We start from the raw sequence: 15,958 nt of genomic DNA on the forward strand, positions 1-15,958 counted from the left end.
TTTCAGCGCAGGTGGGCCGCCACCCCCACCACCTCGTACCGGGGCGGCTCCCCCACCACCCCGGTGACCGGCAGCCGGCTGCGGACCAGGACCAGCTCCTCCGTCTGCCATGCCGTGCCCTCGAAGGGCGTCAGCGCGTCGACGTACGGGTGCAGGTCGGACCCCGCCCGGCTGCGGGCCAGGGTGAGGTGGGGGTGGTAGCGGCGGTGTTCGTCCATCGGGATGCCCGCGCGGCGGGCCGCCGCGTCCGACCGTTCGGCCAAGAGACGCAGCGCGTCGATCGCGCCCGCGACGCCCGCCCACAGCACCTTGTCCCCGAACCGGCCGCCCCCGTGCAGCCGCAGCTCGAAGGGCGGGGTGCGGTGGGCGGCCCGGGCCAGGCGGGCGTGGAGGTCCGGCAGCAGCGCCTCGTCCACCTCGCCCAGGAACGCCAGCGTGAGGTGCCAGTCGTCGCGGCCCGCCCAGCGCAGCCGGTCCGCGCCGGGCAGGGCGTGCAACTCGTCCACCGACACGCCGAGTTCGGCCAGCCGGGGCGGCGGGGGCAGCACGGCCACGAAGAGTCTCATGGGACCAGTCTTGCCCCGGGGGAAGGACTCGTCACGCCGCCGTGGCCAGCTGCTCCCTCGGGACGAACTCCAGGTGCCGGCGGCCGCGCCGCAGATCGACCTTGAGCCGCAGGTTCGCCGCACGGGCCAGCATCAGACCGACACCGAGCGACGCGACCGCGCAGATCAGTCCGCCCAGGGCGAGGCTGACCCGTACGCCGTACTCGTCCGTGAGCCAGCCGAAGAGCGGGCCGCCCAGCGGGGTGCCGCCGGTGAAGACCATCATGAACAGGCTCATCACCCGGCCGCGCATCTCCGGGTCGGTGGCCATCTGGACGGAGGCGTTGGCCGTGACGTTCACCGTCAGGCCGAGGACGCCGATCGGGAGCAGGAGCGCGACGAAGAGCACCATGCCGGGCGCCATCGCCGCCGCGACCTCGATGATCGCGAACAGTCCTGCCGCCCCCGCCAGCAGCCGCAGACGCGTGGTGCCCCGGCGGGCCGCGAGCAGCGCGCCGATCAGGGAGCCGATCGCCATCAGGCTGTTGAACAGGCCGTACATCCCGGAGCCGCCGTGGAAGACGTCATGGGCGAAGGCGCTGAGCCAGATCGGGAAGTTGAAGCCGAAGGTGCCGACGAACCCGACCAGGACGATCGGCCAGATCAGCTCCGGGCGCTTGGAGACGTAGTCCAGGCCCTCGCGGAGCTGGCCCTTGCCGCGCGGCGCGAGCTTGGTGGGCCGCAGTTCGGCCGTACGCATCAGGGCGAGGCCGGCCAGCGGTGCCAGGAAGGAGAGGCCGTTGGCGAGGAACGCCCAGCCGGGGCCGACCGCCGCCATCACTCCACCCGCGACCGCGGGGCCCACGAGCCGGGCCGACTGGAAGTTGGCCGAGTTGAGGCTGACCGCGTTGCGGACCTGGTCGGGGCCGACCATCTCGGAGACGAAGGACTGGCGGGTCGGGTTGTCGACGACCGTCACCAGGCCGGTGAAGAACGCGGTCACATAGACGTGCCAGACCTGGACGTGGCCGGAGAGCGTCATGGCCGCCAGGAAGAGACCGCCGAGGCCCATCGCGCTCTGGGTCACGAAGAGGATGCTCCGCTTGGCGAAGCGGTCGGCGATGACGCCGCCGTACAGCCCGAAGAGCAGCATCGGCAGGAACTGCATGGCGGTGGTGATGCCCACCGCCACCGAGGAGCCGGTGATCTGGAGGACCAGCCAGTCCTGGGTGATCCGCGCCATCCAGGTGCCGATGTTGGAGACGATGGCACCGGAGAAGAACAGCCGGTAGTTGCGGATCGCGAGGGAGGAGAAGGTCCCCCGTCGGGTGCTGCCGGCGGCAGCGGTGTCGTGGGTGGATTTCGGTGCGGGGGCGGAGTCTGCTCCGGATCCCGTACTCAAAGGGGTTCGCCTCCTATTCTGCGCGGTCAGTTCACAGGTGTGCGAGCTTCTCCAGTACGGGTGCGGCGGCGCGCAGCTTCGCCCACTCGTCCTCGTCCAGGCCTTCCGCGAGGGAAGCCAGCCAGGCGTTGCGCTTTCGGCGGCTCTCTTCGAGCATCGCCTCGGCCTCTTCGGTCTGGCTGACCACCTTCTGGCGGCGGTCGTCGGGGTGCGGCTCCAGCCTGACCAGGCCCTTCGCCTCCAGCAACGCGACGATGCGGGTCATCGACGGCGGCTGGACGTGCTCCTTGCGGGCCAGCTCACCGGGGGTGGCCGAGCCGCAGCGGAAGAGGGTGCCGAGCACCGACATCTCGGTGGGGCTCAGCGACTCGTCGACGCGCTGGTGCTTCAGGCGTCGGCTCAGGCGCATAACCGCGGAGCGGAGGGAGTTCACGGCGGCGACGTCGGCGTCACTGTCGTGGGGCAGGTCAGACATGTTCGTTAGAATAACTCATTACTCTGGCTAAATACCAGCCCGAGTACCACCGGCGCGCCGTAACGGCCGCCACACACCACTACACACATCACCCGAATGAGTGAGAGCTATCGGAAAAGTGACGCACCGGGGCGGGGCCTGCGGCGACCCTCGTCCCATGGGGACCAGCGTGCTCAGCCTGCGGATAGACGGTGAGCTGCTCGAACGGCTCCGGCAGCATGCCGCCAAACGCGGAATGAGCGTCCAGGACTATGTGGTCCGGACGCTCATTCGCGACGACTTCGACGAGCGGTTCAACGCCGCGGTCGATGAGACGGAGAAGTTCTACGGGGCGGCCTAGCACCGCCCCGCCCAGGGGCCGGCTACGTCAGGCCCACGGCCGGCATCAGGTAGTAGAAGGCGAACACCGCCGACACGACGTACATCGCCACCGGCACCTCGCGGCCGCGGCCCGCCACCAGGCGGAGCAGCGTGAAGGTGAGGAAGCCCATGCCGATGCCGTTGGTGATGGAGTACGTGAACGGCATCATCACCATCGTCACGAACGCCGGGATCGCGATCGTCCAGTCGTCCCAGTCGATCTGCCGGATCGAGCCGGACAGGATCAGGAAGCCCACCGCGAGCAGCGCCGGGGTGGCGGCCTGGGACGGGACCATGGTGGCGAGCGGGGTCAGGAACAGCGCGACCGTGAACAGTCCGCCGGTGACCACGTTGGCGAAGCCGGTGCGCGCCCCCTCGCCGACGCCCGCCGTGGACTCCACGAAACAGGTGGTGGCGGAGGAGGACGAGGCGCCGCCCGCCGCGACCGCGATGCCGTCCACGAAGAGCACCCGGTTGATGCCGGGCATGTTGCCCTCGGCGTCGGTCAGCCCGGCCTCGTCGCTGATGCCCATGATCGTGCCCATGGCGTCGAAGAAGCACGACAGCAGCACGGTGAAGACGAACAGGACGCCGGTCAGCACGCCGACCTTGTCGAAGCCGCCGAACAGGCTGACCTCGCCGACCAGGCCGAAGTCGGGGCCGGCGACCGGGTTGCCGGGCCACTTCGGGGTGGTCAGGCCCCAGGACGGGACGGTGGCGACCGCGTCGAGGATCATCGCGAGCCCGGTCATCGCCACGATGGAGATGAGGATGGCGCCCGGCGTCTTGCGGACGAGCAGTGCGAGGGTCAGCAGGACGCCGAGGATGAAGACCAGGACCGGCCAGCCGAGCAGATGCCCGTTGCCGCCGAGCTGGAGCGGGACGCTGGTGTGGGCGGCGTCCGGGATACGGGAGACGAAGCCCGAGTCGACCAGGCCGATCAGCATGATGAACAGGCCGATGCCGATCGCGATGCCCTTGCGCAGCCCCAGCGGGACCGCGTTCATCACCCGCTCGCGCAGCCCGGTGGCGACCAGGATCATCACCACGAAGCCCGCGAGGACGACCATGCCCATCGCGTCGGGCCAGCTCATCCGGGGCGCCAGCTGGAGGGCGACCACGGTGTTGACGCCGAGCCCGGCGGCCAGCGCGATCGGCACATTGCCGATGACGCCCATCAGGAGCGTGGTGAAGGCGGCGGTCAGCACGGTGGCGGTGACCAGCTGGCCGCCGTCGAGCTGGTGACCGTACATGTCCTTCGCGCTGCCGAGGATGATCGGGTTCAGCACGATGATGTAGGCCATCGCGAAGAAGGTGGCGAAGCCGCCGCGGATCTCCCGGCCGAGGGTGGAACCCCGCTCGGAGATCTTGAAGTAGCGGTCCACCGCGTTGGCCGGCGGCTTCGGGGCAGGCTGGGTGGCGTCGACCTTGGCGGTGGCCGAGGGGGACATGCGGAACCTCAGTTTTGAGACGGGGCGGGGAGCGGAGAGCAGGGAGATACGAAAAAGCGACCCTGACCCGAACCTCTTTGGACGTTTCAACGAACAAAACGAGTCAGCCGTAAGCCGTTTCAGTATGAATACATAAGGCAAAGATCGCTATCTCCGCGCGTAGACACAAGGGGCGCCCGGGCTCCGAGGACCTCCGAGAGGGCCGCTGGGCCGCCGGAAGCGTCCCCCTACACTGATCGCATGGAGAAGTGGACCCCGAAGCACGAGGCGCCGGAGCCCCTGGAAGGGCCCGTCGTCGCCACCATCACCGGCGGCACGATCCTCTGGTTCGTCCTCTTCCTCGTCCAGCTGCCGTTCTACGGCTGGTTCGACGACCACGGGCACCTGTGGTGGGTGTGGACGTGTCTGGCCGGCGGCGGTCTCGGCCTGATCGGCATCTGGTACGTACGAGGGCGCGACGCGGCCCTCAAGCGGCACGCGGCGGCGGGGCCGGCCGAGGCCGAGAAGCTCTAGGCGCGACAGGAGCGGGCGGCGGGGGCGGACGGTAGAGGCAGGGGTGGGGCCGAACCCCCGGTGGGCTACGAGTGGCCCAGGTCCTCCGCCGACTCGTCGCCCGCCGCCTCCACCGAGCCGCTGTCCGCCGCGGGCCGCAGCGGCAGCGCGTCCGCGCCCAGCGTGTCCAGGACCGGCGGCGACGGCCGCGGCGGCTTCGGCATGACGGCCGCCTCCGAGTGGCCGCCGCAGCCGTAGGACAGGGACACGACACGCCCGTCCGCCGGACCGAATTCGTTCGCGCAGATGCCGAAGGCCTGCCGCAGGGACCCGGCCAGCGGGACCAGGAAGGCGCACGACACGCAGGACGCGGGGGCCGCCTGGGCCATCGGGGTCTTCGCGCCGAAGGACTCGTCCCAGCGGTCCGCCGCCGCGTGCAGGCCGTAGCGGGACAGGACCCGCGCCCGGCGCATACCGAGCTCCTCGGCCAGCGACGCGATGGAGCCGCGCGACGCGTCCGGCCGGGACACCAGCTCCGCGTCCTCGGCCTCGACCCGCTCGGCCAGCTCCCCGGAGACGGAGACCACGGAGTTGGGCGGCGGCGCGTCCTCGTCCGAGTAGCCGGGCTCCAGGCGCAGATCGTCCGCCTCGGTGGGCAGCAGATCGCCGGGCCCCATGTCACCCGGACGCAGCCGCTCGCTCCACGGCACCCATTCGGGCGCCTGGAGCGCGTCGGGACCGGGCAGCAGGACCGTCTCGTCGAGGGTGACCAGCTTCGCGCGGGAGGCCCGCGCGACGGTCACCGCCCAGCGCCAGCCCCGGTACCCCGGCTCCTTGCACTCGAAGAAGTGCGTGACGACCCGGTCACCCTCGGCCACCGCCGATACGTGCTCTCCGACCACCCCGGGCGCAGCGGCCTCTTCGGCCGCCTCCCGGGCGAGGTCGACCGCTTCGGCGCACAGGCGGTCGGGGGTACGGCTTCGCGTCGTCGCAGCACTCACAGGTCTCGCTTCTCTCCTACGCCGTCTCACGGGTGCGCCGGGGACCGCGTACGGGCGAGTCGCGGACGGAGCGGACCAGGGGGCCGCGTCGACGTCCGCGCCCGGGCCGTGAGCTGTCAGGGGCGCGCCTTTCGCCATCCATTCTGCGGGATCGCGGAGAGGCGCGCGGCCATGAGCAGCCGCGGGCGGCGCGCCTGTCACGCTACCCCCTTCACGGCCCGTGGCCCACCTGCCGGTCCGAATCCCCGTCGGTACGTCATGGTCAGACAGGGTTGGGGCACTATGACTGAGTGGCTACCGCGAGGTCCACCGACGAGACCGGTCCCCTCCGCAGGGCGGGGCGGACGGTCGGCCGAGCCCTGCACCTGCCCATCACGGGCACCGCCCGTTCCATCCGAAAGGCGACCCACGCGCACGGCGCCGGTGAGTCGGGCCTGGGCAAACTCATCGAGCTGCACGCCGTGAACGGCGCCGGCGACGTGATGATCACCGTGGCCCTCGCCTCCACCGTCTTCTTCTCCGTCCCGACCGACCAGGCCCGCGGCCGGGTCGCGCTGTATCTGGCGATCACGATGGCCCCGTTCACCCTCCTGGCCCCCGTGATCGGCCCCCTGCTGGACCGGATGTCCCACGGCCGGCGCGCCGCGATGGCGGGCGCCATGCTGGCGCGGGCGCTCCTCGCGCTCACCATGTCGGGCGCGGTCGCCACCGGCGGCCTGGAGCTGTACCCGGCGGCGCTGGGCGTCCTGGTGGCGTCCAAGGCGTACGGAGTGGTGCGCAGCGCGGTCGTGCCACGGCTGCTGCCACCACGGTTCTCGCTGGTCAAAGCTAATTCCCGGGTCACACTCGCCGGGCTGCTCGCGACGGCCGCGGCGGCCCCGATCGGCGCGGGGCTCCAGCACGTCGGGCCCGAGTGGCCGCTCTACGGGGCGTTCTGCGTCTTCGTGGCGGGCACCTTCCTGGCGTTCACGCTGGACCACAAGGTGGACTCGGCCAAGGGCGAGCGCAAGGCCCAGCTGGTCGACCACGGCGCGCGCAAGCCCGGTCTGCGCACGGTCGGCTCCTCCGTGCTGAACGGGCTGATCGCCAACGCCGCCCTGCGCTCCCTCTCCGGCTTCCTGATCTTCTTCCTGGCGTTCCTGCTGCGCGAGCACCCGCTGGCCGGGCAGAGCGCCGCCGTCTCGCTCGCCGTGGTCGGCGTCTCGGCGGGCGTCGGCAACGCGCTGGGCACGGCGGCGGGCTCGCTGCTGCGCTCCCGGGGCCCGGAGGTCATCATCGTGATGGCGCTGCTCGCCGCGCTCGGCGCGGCGGTGTGCGCGGCGGCGTTCTTCAGCGGGCTGCTGATGGCGGTGCTCGGCGCGACCGCCGGGTTCACCCAGGCGCTGGCGAAGCTGTCCCTGGACGCGATGCTCCAGCGCGATGTGCCCGAGGAGGTGCGCACCTCCGCGTTCGCCCGCTCGGAGACCGCGCTCCAGATGTCGTGGGTGCTCGGCGGCGCCATAGGGATCGTGCTGCCGCTCAACGGCGTGCTCGGGATGTCGGTCGCGGCGGGGCTGCTGGCGGTGGGCGCGGCCACGTCCGTACGGGGGCTGCTGAGCTCCGGGCGGCGCGGCACGCCACACCCGCGCGTGGCGTGATCCCGGGGGACCGATAGCCTTCGGCTCATGACCGCCTCGTTCACCTCTGGTAAGGCCCGCCGGGCCGGCATCGCCCTGGGCGCTGTCTCCGTCGGCCTCCTCGTCCTCTCCGCCTGCGACAAGCCGACGCCCCTCGCGACCGTGACGGTCGGGACGACTTCGGTGACCGCCGAGGCCGCCTGCCGCAACGACGGCAAGGCGCTGTCGGACGAAAAGCTCACCACCTGCCTGAGCAATGTGAAGACGTCCAAGACGATCAAGTACTCGCCGGGCTCGACCCTGCGCCTGGGCGTCGACCCGGAGGTCGTGGAGCACGGCGACAAGTGGGTCGCGGTCCTCGACGGCAACCCGATCACCGAGCCGTCCAACAAGACCTACCGCTCGTTCCCCAACGCGGACGTCTTCGCGACGGGCGGGCAGGGCGCCGCGCCCAAGACCAAGAAGATCAACATCATTCAGGTCAACGACGACAACAAGCCCAAGTCGGTGTGGAGCTTCACGCTCAAGCGCGACGACAGCTGAGACGACGGCCGGCATGCGCGTCCTGGTCGTGACCGCGGTACCCGCCGAGCGGGACGCGGTCACACGGGCGTGCCCGGCCGCCCTCGACGTCCTCGTGGGAGGGGTGGGCCCCGCCGCGGCCGCGGCGGCGACGGGTGCCGCCCTGTCCCGTACCCCGTACGACCTGGTCGTCTCCGCCGGGATCGGGGGCGGGTTCCAGCCCACCGCGCCCGTCGGCGCGCTCGTCGTCGCGTCCCGGATCGTCGCCGCCGACCTCGGGGCCGACACGCCCGAGGGATATCTGGATGTCGAGGCGCTCGGGTTCGGGCGCTCCGCCCATCTGCCGCCCGAGCGGACGGCGCGGGCGATCGCGGAGGCCACCGGGGCCGTGTACGGGCCCGTCCTCACCGTCTCCACCGTCACCGGCACCGCCGCCCGCGCCGCCGAGCTCGCCGCCCGGCATCCCGGGGCCGCCGCCGAGGCGATGGAGGGGTTCGGGGTCGCGGAGGCCGCGGCCCAGCAGGGGGTGCCCGTCCTGGAGATCCGGGCCGTCTCCAACGCCGTGGGGCCGCGCGACCGCTCCGCCTGGCGGATCGGGGACGCGCTCGGCGCACTCACCGACGCTTTCGGGAAGCTCCCGCCCGTACTGGAGAGTTGGAACGGTCATGACTGAGCCGCTGCGCATCGCCTACTCGCCCTGCCCCAACGACACGTTCGTCTTCGACGCCTGGGCGCACGGCCGCGTCCCCGGCGCGCCGGACATCGACGTCACCTTCGCGGACATCGACATCACCAACGGCGTCGCCGAACGCGGTCCGGCCGAGAACGACTTCGACGTCCTGAAGGTGTCGTACGCCGTACTGCCGTGGGTCCTCGACGACTACGCCCTGCTGCCCTGCGGCGGGGCGCTCGGCCGCGGCTGCGGCCCGCTGGTGCTGACGCGTGAGGCCGGTGTCGACCTCACGGGCAGGACCGTCGCTGTCCCGAGCGAGCGCTCGACGGCGTATCTCCTCTTCCGGCTCTGGGCGGCCGACGTGGTGCCCGGCGGGGTCGGCAAGGTCGTCGTGATGCCGTTCCACGAGATCATGCCCGCCGTGCGCGACGGCAAGGTCGACGCCGGACTCGTCATCCACGAGGCCCGGTTCACCTACCAGGAGTACGGGCTGCACTCGCTCGCCGACATGGGCGAGCACTGGGAGTCCACCACCGGGCTGCCCATCCCGCTCGGCGCGATCATCGCCCGCCGCTCGCTCGGCGAGGCGCGGCTGCGGGAGCTGGCCGAGGTCATCCGTACGTCCGTCCGCATGGCCTGGAACGACCCGGAGGCTTCCCGGCCGTACGTACGGGAGCACGCCCAGGAGATGGACCCGGCGGTGGCCGACCAGCACATCGGGCTCTACGTCAACGAGTTCACGCACGATCTGGGCGAGGACGGCTACGCGGCGGTGCGCGGGCTGCTGACACGGGCCGCGGCCGAGGGGCTGGTGCCTCCGCTCGGCCGCGACGCGCTCAGGTTCGTGGACTAGACGTCGAGCTGGTCCGCCACCGCCCGCAGCAGTCCGGCGATCTTCTTGCCCGCGGCCTTGTCGGGGTAGCGGCCGCGCTCCAGCATCGGCGTGATGTTCTCCAGCAGTGTCGTCAGGTCCTGGACGATGGAGGCCAGTTCGTCGGGCTTGCGGCGCTGGGCCGCGGCGACGGAGGGGGCCGGGTCGAGGACGGTCACCGAGAGAGCCTGGTCACCGCGCTGGCCCGCCACGACGCCGAACTCGACGCGCTGGCCGGGCTTGAGTGTCTCCACTCCGGAGGGGAGCACTGACGAGTGCACGAAGACGTCGCCGCCGTCGTCGCGGGAGAGAAAGCCGAAGCCCTTCTCGCTGTTGAACCATTTGACCTTGCCGGTAGGCACGTCTGTCCTCGTCCTCGTACTCGTCGTTGGGTGCGCGGGTCGCCGCGGAAAACGGCTCTGGATAGCACTGCAGCGGGTCGCCTTCGGACCCGCCGACACCAAGGCTAATGGTCCAGAGGCTGCTGACAAGACGTCCCGGCAGGTCCTTACGGGCAGGGAACTACCCTGACCGAGTGAGTAACGAAACCCAAGCGAATTCGGCCAGGGACGAGTCGAACACCGGGGACCGGCTGGTTCGCGCCGGTGTCATCGTCTTCTTCTTCGGCGCGCTCGCCACGCTGGTCACAGTGGCGCCGCTGTTCCTGCACACGACACCGTTCCCGCCGGTCGCGTACGCGGTCTGCATGCTGATGGGCGTCGGCTTCCTGATGGCCGGGGCGGGTGTGGTGCGGTCGGGGGGGGCGGGGGGTCGGGCTAGGACCGCTCCGCCGTGCCGGTGTACGCCTTCCACCACGGGCGGAACTCCGTGAGGTCGGCGAGGACGACGTCCGCGCCCGCCTCGCGCAGCTCCTCCGCGCCGATCGGGCCGGTGGGTACGGCGACCGAGAGGGCGCCCGCGGTGTGGGCGCCGCGGATGTCGCCGGTGTGGTCGCCGACGTACACCGAGGCGCCGTGCGCGCGCAGCGCCTCCGCCTTGGCCTCGGCCCACAGCCCGCCGATCAGCTCGTCCGGCTCCAGGCCGAGATGGGTCAGGTGCAGGGCGGCCTGCGGCCGGTTCTTGGCGGTGACGACGATGGCACGGCCGCCGAGCTCCTGGACGGCGCGGATCGCGTCGGCGGCGCCGGGGAGGGCGGTGGTGGGCTCGATGGCGTACGTGGGGTACAGCGCGCGGTAGCGCGCGGCCATCTCCGGGACGCGGTCCTCGGGGAACCAGTGGCTCAGCTCCCACTCCAGCGGCGGGCCCAGGCGGCTGACGGCGGCGTCGGCGTCTATGGGGGTGCCGGTGTCCGCGGCGAGGCGCTGGTAGCAGGCGTGGATGCCGGGGCGGGAGTCGATGAGGGTCATGTCGAGGTCGAACCCGACGGTACGAGAGGCCATGCCCCCATTGTGGGGCGATCCCCCACCCCCGCCGCGCCCGCCGCGTAGAGCAGCGCGGGCCCGGCCACCTCCCTGCGCGCCCACAGGTGGTGCAGCAGCTCCTGCTCGCGGGCCGTGAAGTCCGGGCCCGCCTGGGCGCGGCGGGCCCGGCGGCGCAGGAACGCCAGGGCCGTCGCGAACGCCTCGTACTCCGCGACCGTCCGCGCCGCCCGCTTGCCGCCGAAGGTGCGGTGGGCGAAGTCGCGGGCCATCGAGCGGGCCCGCATCGAGGAGAGCGCGAGCGGTTCGGCGGGGCCCAGCCAGCCCGCCGCCGCGTACGCGGGCAGCTCGGCCGCGACCGTGCGCAGCTCCCGCTGGCGGCTCCAGATCGCCAGCCAGGTGAGCAGCGCGAAGACCGGCACCATGAACGCGGCATAGACGAGGTAGAAGCCGTACGTCCCGAACGACGACGAGCCGTTCCACAGCGCGTGCATCCCCATCGCGGACAGCAGCCCGAGCACCGGCAGGCCGATACGGCGCCACCGGCTGCCCGGCACGGCGAGCGCGGCCGCCCCGAAGCCGATGCCGGTGCACACCGTGAACAGCGGGTGCGCGAACGGCGACATCACGATCCGTACGAAGAACGTCGCCGCGGTCGTCGAGGAGAGGCCCGCGGTGTGGCTGACCTGGTCCTCGCCGAAGGCGTTGCCGAGATAGAGGATGTTCTCGGTGAAGGCGAAGCCGGTCGCGGTGAAGCCCGCGACGACGACGCCGTCGACTATGCCCTTGAAGTCCCGTCTGCGGAACAGGAAGAGCATCAGCACGGCCACCGCCTTGGCGCTCTCCTCGACGACCGGCGCGATGACGGTCGCGCCCAGGTGGTCGGCGGAGGACGGGTCGGCGGTGGCGGTGGCTATCCACTTGGTCGCGAACGAGTTGGCGATGATCGCCACCAGGGCGGCGGCGCACGCGCCCCAGGCGAAGGCGAACAGCAGATTGCGCCAGGGGCCCGGGTCCACCCGGTCGAGCCAGCGGAACGCGGTGGCCAGCAGCGGCACGGGCAGCACGGCGAGCGCCAGGCCGACCAGGAACCCCTCGGTGCCGGTCTGCTCCCGCACGATCGCGAGGATGACCAGACCGCACAGCGCGAGCAGCGTGATCAGCGCGCCGGCCCGGACCGCCTTGGAGCGCCAGAAGTCGCGCCGCGGCCGGTAGCGCCACTTGGCGCGCTCCGGCACGGCGTCGAACCGCGGCTCGGCGCCGCGCTCCGGGACCGGCTGGAGCGGGCCCGGCGGCTGGCGTTGCGGAAGCGACTCGGACGACACCAGACGACCCTAACGAGGGGTACGGACAATCCGCGACGGTGCCTGTGGACGCCGTCAGGCGGCGGGCAGCTCGGCGACGCGGGTGAAGAGCAGGTCGTGGACCACATGGCCCTTGTCGAGGCCCTGCCCCTCGAAGCGCGTGAGTGGCCGGAACCCGGGCCTCGGGGCGTAGCCGCCGTCCGCCTGGGTGTTCTCGAACGCGGGGTGCGCGTTCAGCACCTCCAGCATCTGCTCGGCGTACGGCTCCCAGTCGGTGGCGCAGTGCAGCACGGCGCCGGGCTTCAGCCGGGGCGCGGCCAGGGTGAGGAAGTCGGGCTGGATGATGCGGCGCTTGTGGTGGCGCGCCTTGGGCCAGGGGTCCGGGAAGTAGACGCGCAGCCCGTCCAGCGACTGGGGCGGCAGCATCTCGCGCAGCAGGATGATCGCGTCGCCGTTGGCGACGCGGACGTTGGTGAGGCCGCCGCGCTCGGCGAGGCCGAGGAGGTTGCCCTGGCCGGGGGTGTGGACATCGACGGCGAGGATGCCGGTGCCGGGGTCGGCGGCGGCCATCTCGGCGGTCGCCTCGCCCATCCCGAAGCCGATCTCCAGGACGACGGGCAGCCCGTCGAACATCGCGTCGAGGTCGAGGGTGCCCTGCCCGTCGATGTCGAGGCCCCACTGGGGCCACAGCCGCTCCAGGTACTCGCCCTGGCCGGTGGTCACCCGGCTGCGGCGCGGCTGGAAACTGCGGATCCGCCGCTCGTGGTGCGACCCGGCGGGATCGGCGACGGGACCCCCGGGAAACCGGGGCTCGCCCTTGGGGCGACGGGCGGGGGCGGAGGGCTGCTCAGACACAATTACCGGATTCTACGTGCCCCGCCCGGCGCGGGCCCGCGCCACGGCGTGCGGGCAGGATCCGCCGGGCGGGCCCCGCACCCGCGTCTACACCCGTGCCGCCCCCAGCACCTCCAGGGCCCGCCGGGCCACCTCGCGGCCGATCGGCAGGGACGCCGTGGCCGCCGGGGAGGGGGCGTTCAGCACATGGATCGTGCGCGGGGCCTCGCGGATGAGGAAGTCGTCGACCAGGGTGCCGTCGCGCAGCACCGCCTGGGCGCGGACGCCCGACGGGGCCGGGCGCAGGTCCTCGTCCCGGACGGCGGGGAGCAGCCGGCGGACCGCCTCGGTGAAGGCGCGGCGGGACAGCGAGCGGTGGATCTCGCCCGCCCCGTACCGCCAGTGGCGGGCGGCTATGCGCCAGGTGCCGGGCCAGCTCAGGGTGGCGGCCAGCTCGGCGGGGCGGACCGTGCGCCAGTCGTAGCCCTCGCGGGCGGCCGCCGGGACCGCGTTCGGCCCCACGTGGACGCCGCCGTCGACGCCCCGGGTCAGATGCACCCCGAGGAAGGGGAACGCCGGGTCCGGGACCGGATACACCAGCCCCTTGACCAGGCCGGGCCGGGCCAGCTCGTAGTACTCCCCGCGGAACGGCACGATCCGTACGCCCGGGTCGTCCCCGGCCAGGCGGGCCACCCGGTCGCAGTGCAGCCCCGCGCAGTTCACCAGCGCCCGCGCCCGGATCACCGCGCCGGTCGAGGTGAGCACCGCCACGCCCGCCTCGGGGCGGCGGGATATCCGGACCGCTTCCGTCCCGTACCGGATCTCCGCCCCCGACAGCTCCGCCAGGCGCGCCGCGACCGCCGGGAAGTCGCACACGCCGGTCGTGCCGACGTGGATCGCGGCGAGGCCCCGGACCTCCGGCTCGTACTCCGCGATCTGCGCGGGGCCCAGCTCGCGCACCGGGATCCCGTTCTCCCGGCCGCGCTGGACCAGGGCGTGCAGCCTCGTCAGCTCGCTGCGCTCGGTCGCCACGATCAGCTTGCCGGTGACCTCGTGCGCGATGCCCTGCTCGGCGCAGAACGCCACCATCTCGGCCGCGCCCCGCACCCCGAACCGCGCCTTGAGGGAGCCCGGGCGGTAGTAGATCCCGCTGTGGATCACCCCGCTGTTGCGCCCCGTCTGGTGGCGGGCCGGGCCGTCCTCCTTCTCCAGGACCGTCACGCGGGTCCCGGGCGAGGCCTGTACGAGGGCATACGCCGTCGACAGACCGACGATCCCGCCGCCGATCACCAGCACGTCACAGTCGTACGCGGTCACCACCACACCTCCCACCCCAGATAGTGCACTGGCCCACTGACAATGCGCGTAAACCCGTGGGGGAAGTGATCTACGCCGGAGCGACCAGGAGCGGCCGTGCCCGCTCGCGCAGCTCCACCACGCGTGGCTCGTCCCCGTACGGCTCCAGGCGGTGCAGCAGGTCCCTCACGTACTCGGTGGTCCGGGCCGACGAGATCCGTCCGGCGACCTCCACCGCGCGCGTGCCGGCCGCGCACGCCGCGTCGAGGTTGCCCGACTCCAGCTCGGCCACCGCCGACACCACGAGCCGCAGGCCGTGCGAGCGCACGAACTCCTCGGTGGGGCGCGACAGCGCCTGCTCGGTGAAGCGGCGCACCTGGCGCGGGGCCTTCAGATCGCGGTAGCACTCGGCCGCGTCCGCCGCGAAGCGGTCGTACGAGTAGAAGCCCAGCCAGGACGGGTCCGCGTCGCCGTCCCGGGAGCGCTCCAGCCACGACTCGGCGGCCTTCAGGGCGGCGCCGGCCGCGAGCGCGTCGCCCGCCTTCGCGTGCGCGCGTGCCTCGACGAGCCGGAAGAAGCTCATGGTGCGGGCGGTCGCCAGGCCCCGGTTGCGCTCGACGGCGGCCTGCGCCAGGTCCACCCCCTCGTCGGCGAAGCCCCGGTAGGTGGCCTGGAGCGACATGGAGGCGAGCACATAGCCGCCGAGCGGCACGTCGGCCGCCGCGCGCGCCAGGCGCAGGGCCTGGATGTAGTAGCGCTGGGCGGCCTCCTGCTGGCCGGTGTCGAAGGCCATCCAGCCGGCCAGTCTGGTCAGCTCCGCGGTCGCCCCGAACAGGCCCCGGCCGACCTCGTCCGAGTACGAGCCGAGCAGCAGCGGGGCCGCGTCCACCCGTAAGCACTCGGGAACCATCGACGAACGCCAGTCCCCGCCCCCGTACTTGGAGTCCCAGCGGCGGGCGTCCTCCGCCGCCTCGCGCAGTTTGGCCACATCGCTGTGGCCGACCTTCAGCGGTGTCCCGGCCGCCCCGTCGTGGTCGCGTGCGACCGACGAGTCGGCGGGGGTTATGAGCCAGCGGGAGGCGGGGGTCGCGTACGCGGTGACCGCGAAGGATCCGGCCAGCGACTGCCAGATGCCGCCGCCCGCCCGCCGTCCGGCCAGGTCGAGCCGGTAGAGCTCGGTGGCGGAGCGGACCGCCTCGCCCACGTCGCGCGGGAACGCCAGACCGACCTCGGGCGCCGGATCGGCGTCGGCGAGCCCGATCTCGTGCAGCGGCACCGGGCGGCCCAGCTTGGCGCCGATGGCCGCCGCGATCAGATGGGGCGCGGCGCCCTGGGGGACCATTCCCTTGGAGACCCAGCGGGCCACCGAGGTCTTGTCGTAACGAAGCGTCAGACCGCGTTGCGCACCGAGGTCGTTGACCCTTCTGGCCAGTCCGGCGTTGCTGATTCCCGCGAGGGCGAGAACGGTGCCGAGCTTCTCGTTCGGCCCGCGTTGCTCCCTGGACATGCGCCACCCCTCGACACAGACGGCGTCCCCCGGGGCCGCGCCCCGGGACCGTCCGGCCGCACAATCGTGTGGCCGTGCCCCCAGGAATATGCCGCCCGCGGAGAACAGCAGTACACCCAGCGTAGTTCGCCGCATCCCGACCGTTAAGAGGCAGTGTTTCGGATGGCGAGATTGTTTTCCGTACGGACGAGTTGGGCCGGCGGCCGTGTGCTCCGGGTGTGTGGCCGTGC

General features: G+C 72.4%; 18 protein-coding genes. 7 read left to right on the top strand and 11 right to left on the bottom strand.

The window, feature by feature from the left end; translation table 11 throughout:
• Positions 1-2: 2 nt before the first annotated feature.
• Genes thpR through A8W25_RS18120 form a run of 3 tightly spaced genes read right to left on the bottom strand, consistent with a single transcriptional unit; the run spans position 3 to position 2,422 of the window.
• Positions 3-566 (bottom strand): RNA 2',3'-cyclic phosphodiesterase, encoded by a 564-nt coding sequence (gene thpR, locus A8W25_RS18110; RefSeq protein ID WP_067162746.1) that lies wholly within the window; start codon positions 564-566, stop codon positions 3-5.
• A 31-nt stretch (positions 567-597) separates the two neighbouring features.
• Positions 598-1,947 (bottom strand): MFS transporter, encoded by a 1,350-nt coding sequence (locus A8W25_RS18115; RefSeq protein ID WP_067162748.1) that lies wholly within the window; start codon positions 1,945-1,947, stop codon positions 598-600.
• Between the two features lie 31 nt (positions 1,948-1,978).
• A complete protein-coding gene (locus A8W25_RS18120) occupies positions 1,979-2,422 on the bottom strand; it encodes a MarR family winged helix-turn-helix transcriptional regulator (protein WP_067162750.1) in 444 nt (147 codons plus the stop codon).
• 157 nt (positions 2,423-2,579) lie between these two features.
• Between A8W25_RS18120 and A8W25_RS18125 the strand changes: the two genes are divergently transcribed.
• The gene (locus A8W25_RS18125; protein ID WP_067164194.1) at positions 2,580-2,762 is read left to right on the top strand and encodes a ribbon-helix-helix protein, CopG family; all 183 of its coding nucleotides are present in this window, start codon (positions 2,580-2,582) and stop codon (positions 2,760-2,762) included.
• A 22-nt stretch (positions 2,763-2,784) separates the two neighbouring features.
• On the opposite strand, the gene A8W25_RS18130 is transcribed toward A8W25_RS18125, so the two are convergent.
• The gene (locus A8W25_RS18130; protein ID WP_067162752.1) at positions 2,785-4,233 is read right to left on the bottom strand and encodes an NCS2 family permease; all 1,449 of its coding nucleotides are present in this window, start codon (positions 4,231-4,233) and stop codon (positions 2,785-2,787) included.
• A gap of 240 nt (positions 4,234-4,473) precedes the next feature.
• Between A8W25_RS18130 and A8W25_RS18135 the strand changes: the two genes are divergently transcribed.
• A complete protein-coding gene (locus A8W25_RS18135; protein ID WP_067162754.1) occupies positions 4,474-4,746 on the top strand; it encodes a DUF2530 domain-containing protein in 273 nt (90 codons plus the stop codon).
• Between the two features lie 65 nt (positions 4,747-4,811).
• Here the strand turns inward: A8W25_RS18135 and A8W25_RS18140 are convergent, their stop codons facing one another.
• A complete protein-coding gene (locus tag A8W25_RS18140; protein ID WP_079126161.1) occupies positions 4,812-5,726 on the bottom strand; it encodes a DUF3027 domain-containing protein in 915 nt (304 codons plus the stop codon).
• A gap of 290 nt (positions 5,727-6,016) precedes the next feature.
• On the opposite strand from A8W25_RS18140, the gene A8W25_RS18145 reads away from it, so the two are divergent.
• From A8W25_RS18145 to A8W25_RS18160, 4 genes are read left to right on the top strand one after another with little or no spacing between them, the layout of a single operon-like run.
• Entirely contained in the window at positions 6,017-7,363 is a 1,347-nt protein-coding gene (locus tag A8W25_RS18145; protein WP_067162758.1) for an MFS transporter, read from the top strand.
• A 27-nt stretch (positions 7,364-7,390) separates the two neighbouring features.
• On the top strand, positions 7,391-7,885 hold the full coding sequence (locus A8W25_RS18150; RefSeq protein WP_067162761.1) for a hypothetical protein: 495 nt from the start codon (positions 7,391-7,393) through the stop codon (positions 7,883-7,885).
• Positions 7,886-7,898: 13 nt separating this feature from the next.
• Positions 7,899-8,537 (top strand): futalosine hydrolase, encoded by a 639-nt coding sequence (locus A8W25_RS18155; protein WP_067162763.1) that lies wholly within the window; start codon positions 7,899-7,901, stop codon positions 8,535-8,537.
• Entirely contained in the window at positions 8,530-9,390 is an 861-nt protein-coding gene (locus tag A8W25_RS18160; protein ID WP_067162765.1) for a 1,4-dihydroxy-6-naphthoate synthase, read from the top strand. Before A8W25_RS18155 ends, A8W25_RS18160 begins: the two co-directional genes overlap by 8 nt.
• Here A8W25_RS18160 and A8W25_RS35590 read toward each other — a convergent pair.
• Complete coding sequence (locus A8W25_RS35590; protein WP_067162767.1) at positions 9,387-9,770, bottom strand: cold-shock protein; 384 nt, start codon at positions 9,768-9,770, stop codon at positions 9,387-9,389. The two genes, A8W25_RS18160 and A8W25_RS35590, sit on opposite strands and share 4 nt — an antisense overlap.
• Positions 9,771-9,943: 173 nt before the next feature.
• Here A8W25_RS35590 and A8W25_RS35010 point away from each other — a divergent pair, with 173 nt between their 5' ends.
• Positions 9,944-10,240, top strand: a complete 297-nt coding sequence (locus A8W25_RS35010) for a hypothetical protein (RefSeq protein ID WP_079126162.1) — start codon at positions 9,944-9,946, stop codon at positions 10,238-10,240.
• Here the strand turns inward: A8W25_RS35010 and A8W25_RS18170 are convergent.
• From A8W25_RS18170 to A8W25_RS18190, 5 genes are all read right to left on the bottom strand, one after another.
• Positions 10,185-10,808 (bottom strand): HAD family hydrolase, encoded by a 624-nt coding sequence (locus A8W25_RS18170; RefSeq protein WP_067162770.1) that lies wholly within the window; start codon positions 10,806-10,808, stop codon positions 10,185-10,187. The genes A8W25_RS35010 and A8W25_RS18170 overlap by 56 nt on opposite strands.
• Positions 10,772-12,112: a PrsW family intramembrane metalloprotease gene (locus tag A8W25_RS18175; protein WP_079126163.1), complete on the bottom strand. Its 1,341-nt coding sequence runs from the start codon at positions 12,110-12,112 to the stop codon at positions 10,772-10,774. Before A8W25_RS18175 ends, A8W25_RS18170 begins: the two co-directional genes overlap by 37 nt.
• A gap of 54 nt (positions 12,113-12,166) precedes the next feature.
• Positions 12,167-12,949 carry a tRNA (guanosine(46)-N7)-methyltransferase TrmB gene (gene trmB / locus A8W25_RS18180; RefSeq protein WP_067162772.1) on the bottom strand — a complete coding sequence of 261 codons (783 nt, stop codon included), beginning with the start codon at positions 12,947-12,949 and terminating at the stop codon, positions 12,167-12,169.
• Positions 12,950-13,033: 84 nt separating this feature from the next.
• Positions 13,034-14,242: an L-2-hydroxyglutarate oxidase gene (lhgO, locus tag A8W25_RS18185; RefSeq protein ID WP_234386494.1), complete on the bottom strand. Its 1,209-nt coding sequence runs from the start codon at positions 14,240-14,242 to the stop codon at positions 13,034-13,036.
• A 70-nt stretch (positions 14,243-14,312) separates the two neighbouring features.
• Positions 14,313-15,728, bottom strand: coding sequence for an MFS transporter (locus A8W25_RS18190; RefSeq protein WP_067162776.1), 1,416 nt, complete (start codon positions 15,726-15,728; stop codon positions 14,313-14,315).
• Between the last annotated feature and the right edge of the window lie 230 nt (positions 15,729-15,958).

The organism is Streptomyces sp. ERV7 (genome assembly GCF_001653515.1).
GTDB lineage: Bacteria > Actinomycetota > Actinomycetes > Streptomycetales > Streptomycetaceae > Streptomyces.